This window comes from Streptomyces niveiscabiei (assembly GCF_001419795.1).
Taxonomy (GTDB): Bacteria; Actinomycetota; Actinomycetes; order Streptomycetales; family Streptomycetaceae; genus Streptomyces; species Streptomyces niveiscabiei.
The window spans coordinates 1-7,852 of sequence record NZ_LIRL01000483.1 but is presented as its reverse complement, the minus strand read 5'-3'; the positions used below and the strand labels follow the sequence as shown (position 1 = coordinate 7,852).

Genomic DNA, 7,852 nt, shown 5'->3' with positions numbered 1-7,852 from the left:
CGGTGGGGCGCGGTGAGGGCGGGGCGCGGTGAGGTACTACCCCGCTAATACCTCCGACGTACTTCCGGGTATCACCTCCGCTTCTTCACCGGCCCCGCACTTTCTGACGGATGCCGCGTTTCTCCTCGTGCTGCGATGTCCACGCGACCCCCCTCATCAGGTTTGATGGACGTATGAGTGACGCTGAGGCCATGCCCGAGTGGGAGAAGCGGTTCAGGGCGCCGCGGGTCTCCCTGCCCGACTGGGCGGAGGACGCCCCCGACCGCTCGCTGTTCACGTCGAACGCGACCGGGACGTACGAGCTGTACGCCTGGGACCGCGTGAGCGGCGAGCAGCGGCAGGTGACCGACCGGGCCAACGGGACGACGGACGGCAGGCTGTCCCCGGACGGGGACTGGATCTGGTGGTTCGACGACAAGGACGGCGACGAGTTCGGCGTCTGGCGGCGCCAGCCCTTCACCGGCGGCCCCGACGAGCCCGCCACCCCCGGCCTCGACCCCTCCTACCCGGCTGGACTGGCTCTCGGGAGGGACGGCCGTACCTCCGTGGTGGGACGCTCCACCGACGAGGACGGCACCACGATCCACGTAGTACTCCAGGGGGAGGCGCCCCGCGAGATCTACCGCCACCGCGAGTCCGCGGGCGTCGGCGACCTGTCGTACGACGGGACGCTGATCGCCGTCGAGCACACCGAGCACGGCGACGCCATGCACTCGGCGCTGCGGGTGCTCGCGCTGGACGGCGCGACGGTCGCCGACCTCGACGACACCCGGGGCGGCACGGAGGAACTCGGCCTGGAGGTCCTCGGGTTCGCGCCCGTCGCGGGGGACACCCGCCTGCTCATCGGCCACCAGCGGCGCGGTCGCTGGGAGCCGCTGGTGTGGGACGTGGTCTCCGGCGAGCAGACCGAGCTCTCCCTCGACCTGCCGGGCGACGTCAACGCGGAGTGGTTCCCCGACGGGGGGTCGCTGCTGATCGCCCACAGCCACGAGGCCCGCAGTGAACTCTTCCGCTACGACCTCGCGTCGGGCGGGCTGGAGCGCATCCCCACGCCCGCCGGTACCGTCTCGGGCGCCTCGGCGCGGCCCGACGGGAGCGCCGAGTACCTGTGGTCCTCCGCCGCCGAGCCGCCGACCGTGCGCTCCACCACCGGAGGGGTAGTACTGGACCCCCCGGGTATGAGGTCGCCGGGCTCGGTGCCCGTCGAGGACGTGTGGGTGGAGGGCCCCGGGGGCCGCATCCACGCGCTCGTCCAGAAGCCGGCCGGTGCGCAGGGCCCGCTCCCCACGGTCTTCGACATCCACGGCGGTCCCACCTGGCACGACAGCGACGCCTTCGCCGCCGCGCCCGCCGCCTGGGTCGACCACGGGTACGCGGTCGTCCGCGTCAACTACCGGGGCTCCACCGGGTACGGCCGCGCCTGGACCGACGCGCTCAAGCACCGCGTCGGCCTGATCGAGCTGGAGGACATCGCCGCGGTCCGCGAGTGGGCCGTCTCCTCCGGGCTCGCGGACCCCGACCGCCTCGTGCTGACGGGCGGCTCCTGGGGCGGCTACCTCACCCTCCTCGGCCTCGGCACCCAGCCCGACGCGTGGGCGCTGGGCATCGCCGCCGTACCCGTCGCGGACTACGTCACCGCCTACCACGACGAGATGGAGGCGCTGAAGGCGATGGACCGCACCCTCCTCGGGGGTACCCCGGAGGAGGTACCCGAGAGGTACGAGGCGTCCTCGCCGCTGACGTACGTCGACCAGGTGAAGGCGCCGGTCTACATCTCGGCCGGCGTCAACGACCCGCGCTGCCCGATCCGGCAGGTCGACAACTACGTGCGCCGGCTGGAGGCGAGGGAGGCCGTCCACGAGGTGTACCGGTACGACGCCGGGCACGGGTCGCTGGTCGTGGACGAGCGGATCAAGCAGGTGCGGCTGGAGCTGGAGTTCGCGGAGCGGCACCTGGGGAAGCAGGGGGTGTAGCTCTCAAGGGGTAGTACTCAAGAGCTGCTTCTCGAGTACTACCCCTCCGGTACCAGCCCTTCGGTACTGCGCCTTCGGTACTACGCCTCCAGCGCTAACCCTTCGGTACTACCCCTCGGCTCGCCCGTGCCTGCGCAGCAGGTCCGCCATGCCCTGTCGGGTCGCCGCCAGGATGACCCGGTCCGTCGGCCGCAGCACCCGGTCCGCCGGCAGGTCCCAGGCCAGCCCCGTACCGGTGTCCAGGGCGAGGACCCGCCAGTGCCCGGAGCGGAACGCCTCGCCCATCGTGCGGCCCGCCAACTGCGCGTGCCCGCCCGCCTCCAGCGCCGCGAACAGCAGCACCCGGCGCTCCACGGAGATCGCGCCCAGGATCTGGCGGCCCATCATCGCCCCGGCGAAGGAGGGGGCCGCCAGGTGGGAGACGCTGCGGCTGCGGGTGCGCGCGTAGGGGTGCGCGGCGCGCAGGGTGCGGTAGACGGCGGTCGCGAAGTCGTCGTCGTACAGCCGTAGTACCGCGTTGAGGTCCTGGCGCAGGGAGCGGGCGTAGAGGACGGCCTCCAGGTTGGTGGTGTCGGAACTGGTGACCGCCAGCAGGGCGTTGGCGCGCTGGATCTTCGCCGCCTCCAGGACCCCTTCCTGGGTGACGTCCCCGAGTACTACGGGTACCCGCAGCCGCCGGGCCACCGCGAGCCCTCGCGCCTCGGGCCCGGACTCCACGCACACCACCGGGATGTCCAGCTCGCGCAGCCGGATCAGCACCCGGGTGCCGATCTTGCCGAGGCCCAGCAGGACGACGTGCCCGCTCATCCCGCGCGGTGGCTTGCGCAGGGCGCCCGCGCTGCGGAACGTGCCCAACGCTTCGAGTACGGCGGCCAGGAGCACCGGCAGCAGCAGCAACCCCATGAGTCCGGACAGGAGTTGGAGGATCTGCCGGGCCAACGGGTCGCCCACAGCAGGGTCGTTGATGGCGAAGAGGTCCAGCAGGGTCAAGTACAGGGCGCCCAGCGGATGGATGCCGGTCGTCAGCCACAGCGCGACCGCCAGCGCGAGGACGCAGGTGACGACACCCGCCAGCGACCAGCGCAGCCGCCGGGAGAAGAGCGAGGCCATCGGGGCGATGAGCCCGGCGCCGCGCCCTGTGGAGAGGTTGCCTTCGGAGGCGTACGACACCTGCTCCAGGACCACGGTCCCGCGCCCCGGCGAGGCGGCCGTCGCCGTCCTCACCTCCTCGGCGTCCGGCAGGAGCCGGGGTCCCTGCTCGACGTTCCCCTCGGTCTCCGAGGAGAGCAGCGCGAGGGTGGCGAGGCCGGGCGCGGCGCTCTCGCCGTGGTGCTCGACCGCCCGCAGCATCAGGCCGTCGGTCTGAACGACCTTGGTGGTACCGGCGATCGCGGTCGCGGCGAGGGCCGGTGCCGCGGTGTCCGCGTCGGACAGGACCGTCGTCGTACCGGCGACGGTGTCCTCCTCGCCGGACGCCAACAGGGCGGCCTGGTCGAGGAGTTCCTCGATGTGCTGGCCCAACCTCCGGTTGTATAGGCGCAGTACGAGGCGCACGCGCGGGTTGAGGCGGCGGGCGGTGAGGGCGGCGCGGATGTTGGTCTCGTCATCGTCGTAGACCAGCGCGAGGGCCGCCGCGCGGGTCACGCCCGCCTCGGAGAGGACGGCCTCGGTGGGCTCGGCCGCCTCCAGCGTCCGTTCGTTCCCGGCGGGGGCGGGGTCCGGCGCGCCCGAACCGCCGGTGCCAGACGCCCTGTTGACGGCCGCGCTCACCACGCGGTCGAGCAGCGCCGCCGAGACCGCGCGGGCCCGGCCCACCACGGGAGGGCGTACCGTGCGCTGGGCGGGCGGGACGACGAGGGTCACCTGCTCGCTGTAGACGCCCCGGAGTTCGGCGGCCAGACGGTGTGCGAGACCGTCGTCGCCGCACACCACCATGTGCGCCTCGGAGTCGATCGGTCTGGCCTGATTCGGAACGGTCCCCACGACGGAGAAGACTGCCTCATCGAGACAGGTGGTTCCACCAACGATCCGGCGGGGACGGTCTGAACGGTCTGAACGGAGTGGACGATTCGGTCGTACTTGAGATGTAGGGGGCGTACGGGTCGTAGAGAGCGGAGGCTGTGAGTGCGATCCACGAGTGCTGAGGTGCCCCGGCCATGACCGCTGCCGTCACCCGCCAGGGGGCCGAGGAGGGTAGCTCCGAGGAGGTAGGCCGTAAGGAGGAGGCAGGCCGTAAGAGGGAGGAGCGGCCTCCCCGGCTCAACTCGCAGCTGGTCCTCGTCCTCGGCATGCTGCTGATGGTGCTGTTCCAGTCGCCCATCCGGCGCGCGCTGGGCTCCCCGGTCATGCAGAGCTGGACGACCGTGTTCGTCGCCGTCGTCGTCCAGGCGCTGCCCTTCCTGGTACTGGGGGTACTGCTCTCGGCGGCGATCGCCGTGTACGTCCCCCCGTCGTTCTTCGCGCGCGCCCTGCCCAAGCGGCCCGCGCTCGCGGTGCCGGTCGCCGGGGTGGCCGGGGTGGCGCTGCCGGGGTGCGAATGCGCGTCCGTTCCCGTGGCCGGGGCATTGGTGCGCAGAGGCGTGACTCCGGCCGCCGCGCTCGCCTTTCTGCTGTCCGCGCCGGCGATCAATCCCATTGTGCTGACGGCCACCGCGGTCGCCTTTCCGCGCAATCCGGAAATGGTCGTGGCGCGTTTCGCCGCCAGTCTGGTCGTCGCCTGTCTGATGGGGTGGCTGTGGTTGCGGCTGGGGCGGACGGACCTGCTGAAACCGCCCACGCACGCCGCCTATGAGGGGCGCACGAAAGGCGCCGCTTTCTGGGGTGCCGTACGGCACGACGTCATGCACGCCGGGGGATTCCTCGTGGTCGGCGCGATGGCCGCCGCGACCCTGAAAGCGGTGGCGCCGGAGAGCTGGCTGCGGACCGCCGCCGACAATCCGGTGATCGCCGTTCTGGCGCTGGCCGTTCTCGCCGTCGTGCTCTCCATCTGCTCGGAGGCGGACGCCTTTGTCGCCGCTTCCCTGACCCAGTTCTCCTTGACCGCCCGGCTGGCCTTTCTGGTGGTCGGGCCGATGATCGACCTGAAATTGTTCGCGATGCAGACGGGGACGTTCGGCCGGAGTTTCGCCCTGCGATTCGCCCCGGCGACCTTCGTCCTCGCCATCGTGGTGTCCGTGCTCACCGGGGCGGTGCTGCTGTGAATCGTCAGGCCCAGTCGGCCGTGCTCTTCCTCCTCGGCGCGGCCCTGCTGCACGCGGGGAGCACGGACCTGTATCTGCGGTACGTCAAGGCCGGGTTGCAGCCGTTGCTGCTGGCGGCGGGGGTGGTACTGGTCGTCGCGGCGGCGGCGACGTGGTGGTACGAACGGAAACAGGCGGTCGGCGAGGAAAGCCACGCGCACCCCGAACCGCGCGTTTCCTGGCTCCTCGTCCTTCCCCTTCTCGCGCTGATTCTCGTCGCCCCGCCGGCCCTCGGTTCCTACAGCGCCACCCGCACCGGAACAGCGCTGCAAGAACCCGTCGTCTACGGGAAGATCCCCGCCACCGGCCCGCTGAAGCTGGCGCTCGTCGATTACGCGGGCCGGGCGATCTACGACAACAAGACGATAAAGGGCCGGGATATCCAGATCGCCGGATTCCTGGCACTGGGCAAGGACGGCACCCCGTATCTCGTGCGGATGGCGCTGAGTTGCTGCGCCGCCGACGCCCAGCCGGTGAAAGTCGCGCTCACCGGGGACATTCCGCCGGTTCTCCAGCCGGACACCTGGCTCATGATCACCGGCACCTATTCGCCGAAGCGCATGGCGGACCCGGTGAACGGCGGCCCCATTCCCTTCATCCAGGTGACCCGGGCGGCTCCGGTCGCCGAACCGAAGGACCCCTACGACGAGACGTGGAACGGCTGAACCACCCGAAATCTCCTGGAATTATCAGGAACTTCCTGGAATCGCCCCCGGGGAATTCAGAACGCCATGTCGTCCGGCCCGCCGTTCCGCCGCCGCAGGAACAACGCGGCCCCCGTCACCGCGGACGCCCCCAGGAGGACCGCCCCGATGAGGAAGGTGTTCCGGGGAATGCCGAACCAGCCCAGGTTGGACGCTCCCTTGGGGGTGGCGCCGCCGGGGTCCTGGGAGGCGGTGGCTCCCTGGTCGTACGGGTCCGGTACCCGAGTACTACGGGCCGGGTCGTGCGAGGCCGGGGGGTGCGAGCCGGTCACGGGGGAGCCTGCGTCGTGCGAGCCGGGGGTACTGGTGGCCGGGGAGCCGGTGTGGTGGCTCCCGGGATCGTGCGGGTGCGGGTGCCCGGGCGGGATCAGTGAGAACGCGGGGAGTTCACCGGGGACCTGGCTCCCGGAGGGATGCGTGGAGGGGATACCTGGGAGGTACCCCCCGGGTACCTCGCCGGGGAGGAACCCGGGGACCACGGCGGGGAGGTCGTCGTACCCCGTGGCGGGTACCTCTCCAGGGGTGATCCCGGCGGCGTACGCGGCCGAGTCCTCCGACACGGACGTACCGGACGAGGGCACCTCGTCCTCGGCGGCGGCCGGCTCCGGCCCGACCTGCGCGCCGAGCGGCATCGGCACCGGGGTCACGACGTCCCCCGCGCTCTGCTCGTACGGCACCCCGAACCGCAGCGAACTGTGCGCCCGCAGCACCGGCGCGCCGATCAGCCGCCCCTTGCGGTCCAGGGTGCTGGTGCGGTCGCTGCCCTCGGCGAACCCCTCGCTGACCTGTTCGCCGGGGTCGAGGCGCAGCCGGACGGTGCAGTGCGCGGTCCGCCCCGGCGCCACCCGGCGCAGTACCGACGCGCCCTCCGCGCAACTCACCCCCTGGGGGGCCAGGTTGCGGTCGGTGATGCGGACGCCGTGGACGGGCAGGTTGCCGGTATTGACGAGGGAGTACTTGAGAGTGACGCGCGCTAGGCCGTCGGGTCCGGCGGGCGCGGCGACCGTGGCGCGCTGGCTGAGCGCCAGGGTGCCGCCGACCCCGGCGTATCCGGACCGGGCCGTGGCCCTGACCGGCGCGTTCAGGGACGGGATCCGGCCGGAGGCGGTGGCCTGCGCGATCCGCCGGCCCTTCTGCGCGCCGCCCTGAGCCGTGCAGGTCGTGGAGGTCAGGCCGGGCAGGAGCCGGACCGAGCCCGCGCCGCCCGCGCAGACGATGCGGGCGCCCTTCATACCTGGGTCGTAGACGTGTACGTCGTGCAGGTCGGCGCCGCCCTTGTTGGTGAGGCGGTACTCCTTGAGCACGGGGTGGCCGGTCCGGATGCCCGGGTCGACGGCGCCGGTGCCGGGCCGTTTGTTGACGATCACCCGGAGGACCAGCCCCTTCGTGCCGGTCCCGTCCGCAGGGGCCGCGGCCGGTGCCGCGTGAGTGGGCCAGCAGACGGAGAGGGCCGTGCACGCCAGGACCAGCGGCAGGACCGCCCGCCGGACCAGGGCGCTGGCGGCCCGGGGAGGCGGGGCGCCGGTGTGCTCGTCGCACAGGGGAAATCGGATGATCATGAACGTATTGATCATTATGGTTGCGGGCGCGGGAGGGGCGGCACGCGCAGCGGACGTCATATGGGCGCATGGATTCACCCCGTTCTTTTGGCGGGCGCCCGGAGGAGGGGCCGAGGGCCAATCGGTGGTCCCGCAAGGGGAGATGAGCGCGCTCCCGAAGGACGGCCGAGAGGCCGCCGCGTGGCTCCGGAGGCGTACGGCGCGGACGTACGGCCCGTGCGGGCACCCCGCTCGGAGGCCGCCGTTTCGTCTGATCGGATGCTGATCATCCGTGGTTCTCGGGACACGCCGCAGACGTACGGGTGGCTCCGAGGTATGAGCCGGTTACATGCGAGCCGACCCACCCGCCCCCACCCCCGCTGGAGCACAGGTTGGCG

General features: G+C 71.9%; 5 protein-coding genes. 3 read left to right on the top strand and 2 right to left on the bottom strand.

Going from position 1 to position 7,852, the window contains the following annotated elements; all coding sequences use genetic code 11:
• The first annotated feature begins 173 nt into the window (after nt 1-173).
• Complete coding sequence (locus AOK24_RS23180; RefSeq protein ID WP_055721993.1) at nt 174-1,973, top strand: S9 family peptidase; 1,800 nt, start codon at nt 174-176, stop codon at nt 1,971-1,973.
• 108 nt (nt 1,974-2,081) lie between these two features.
• On the opposite strand, the gene AOK24_RS23175 is transcribed toward AOK24_RS23180, so the two are convergent.
• A complete protein-coding gene (locus tag AOK24_RS23175; protein WP_055721994.1) occupies nt 2,082-3,908 on the bottom strand; it encodes an NAD-binding protein in 1,827 nt (608 codons plus the stop codon).
• A gap of 221 nt (nt 3,909-4,129) precedes the next feature.
• Here AOK24_RS23175 and AOK24_RS23170 point away from each other — a divergent pair, with 221 nt between their 5' ends.
• Together AOK24_RS23170 and AOK24_RS23165 are read left to right on the top strand one after the other, a co-directional pair.
• A complete protein-coding gene (locus AOK24_RS23170; RefSeq protein ID WP_055721992.1) occupies nt 4,130-5,173 on the top strand; it encodes a permease in 1,044 nt (347 codons plus the stop codon).
• The gene (locus tag AOK24_RS23165) at nt 5,170-5,877 is read left to right on the top strand and encodes a TIGR03943 family putative permease subunit (RefSeq protein ID WP_055721991.1); all 708 of its coding nucleotides are present in this window, start codon (nt 5,170-5,172) and stop codon (nt 5,875-5,877) included. Before AOK24_RS23170 ends, AOK24_RS23165 begins: the two co-directional genes overlap by 4 nt.
• A 56-nt stretch (nt 5,878-5,933) precedes the next feature.
• Here AOK24_RS23165 and AOK24_RS23160 read toward each other — a convergent pair whose 3' ends face one another.
• The gene (locus AOK24_RS23160; RefSeq protein WP_055721990.1) at nt 5,934-7,475 is read right to left on the bottom strand and encodes a hypothetical protein; all 1,542 of its coding nucleotides are present in this window, start codon (nt 7,473-7,475) and stop codon (nt 5,934-5,936) included.
• Between the last annotated feature and the right edge of the window lie 377 nt (nt 7,476-7,852).

Bases quoted from the DNA above. Each gene is read 5' to 3' on its own strand.
- AOK24_RS23170 (WP_055721992.1), top strand. From the start codon at position 4,130: ATGACCGCTGCCGTCACCCGCCAGGGGGCCGAGGAGGGTAGCTCCGAG.
- AOK24_RS23180 (WP_055721993.1), top strand. From the start codon at position 174: ATGAGTGACGCTGAGGCCATGCCCGAGTGGGAGAAGCGGTTCAGGGCG.
- AOK24_RS23160 (WP_055721990.1), bottom strand. From the start codon at position 7,475: ATGATCATCCGATTTCCCCTGTGCGACGAGCACACCGGCGCCCCGCCT.
- AOK24_RS23175 (WP_055721994.1), bottom strand. From the start codon at position 3,908: ATGGTGGTGTGCGGCGACGACGGTCTCGCACACCGTCTGGCCGCCGAA.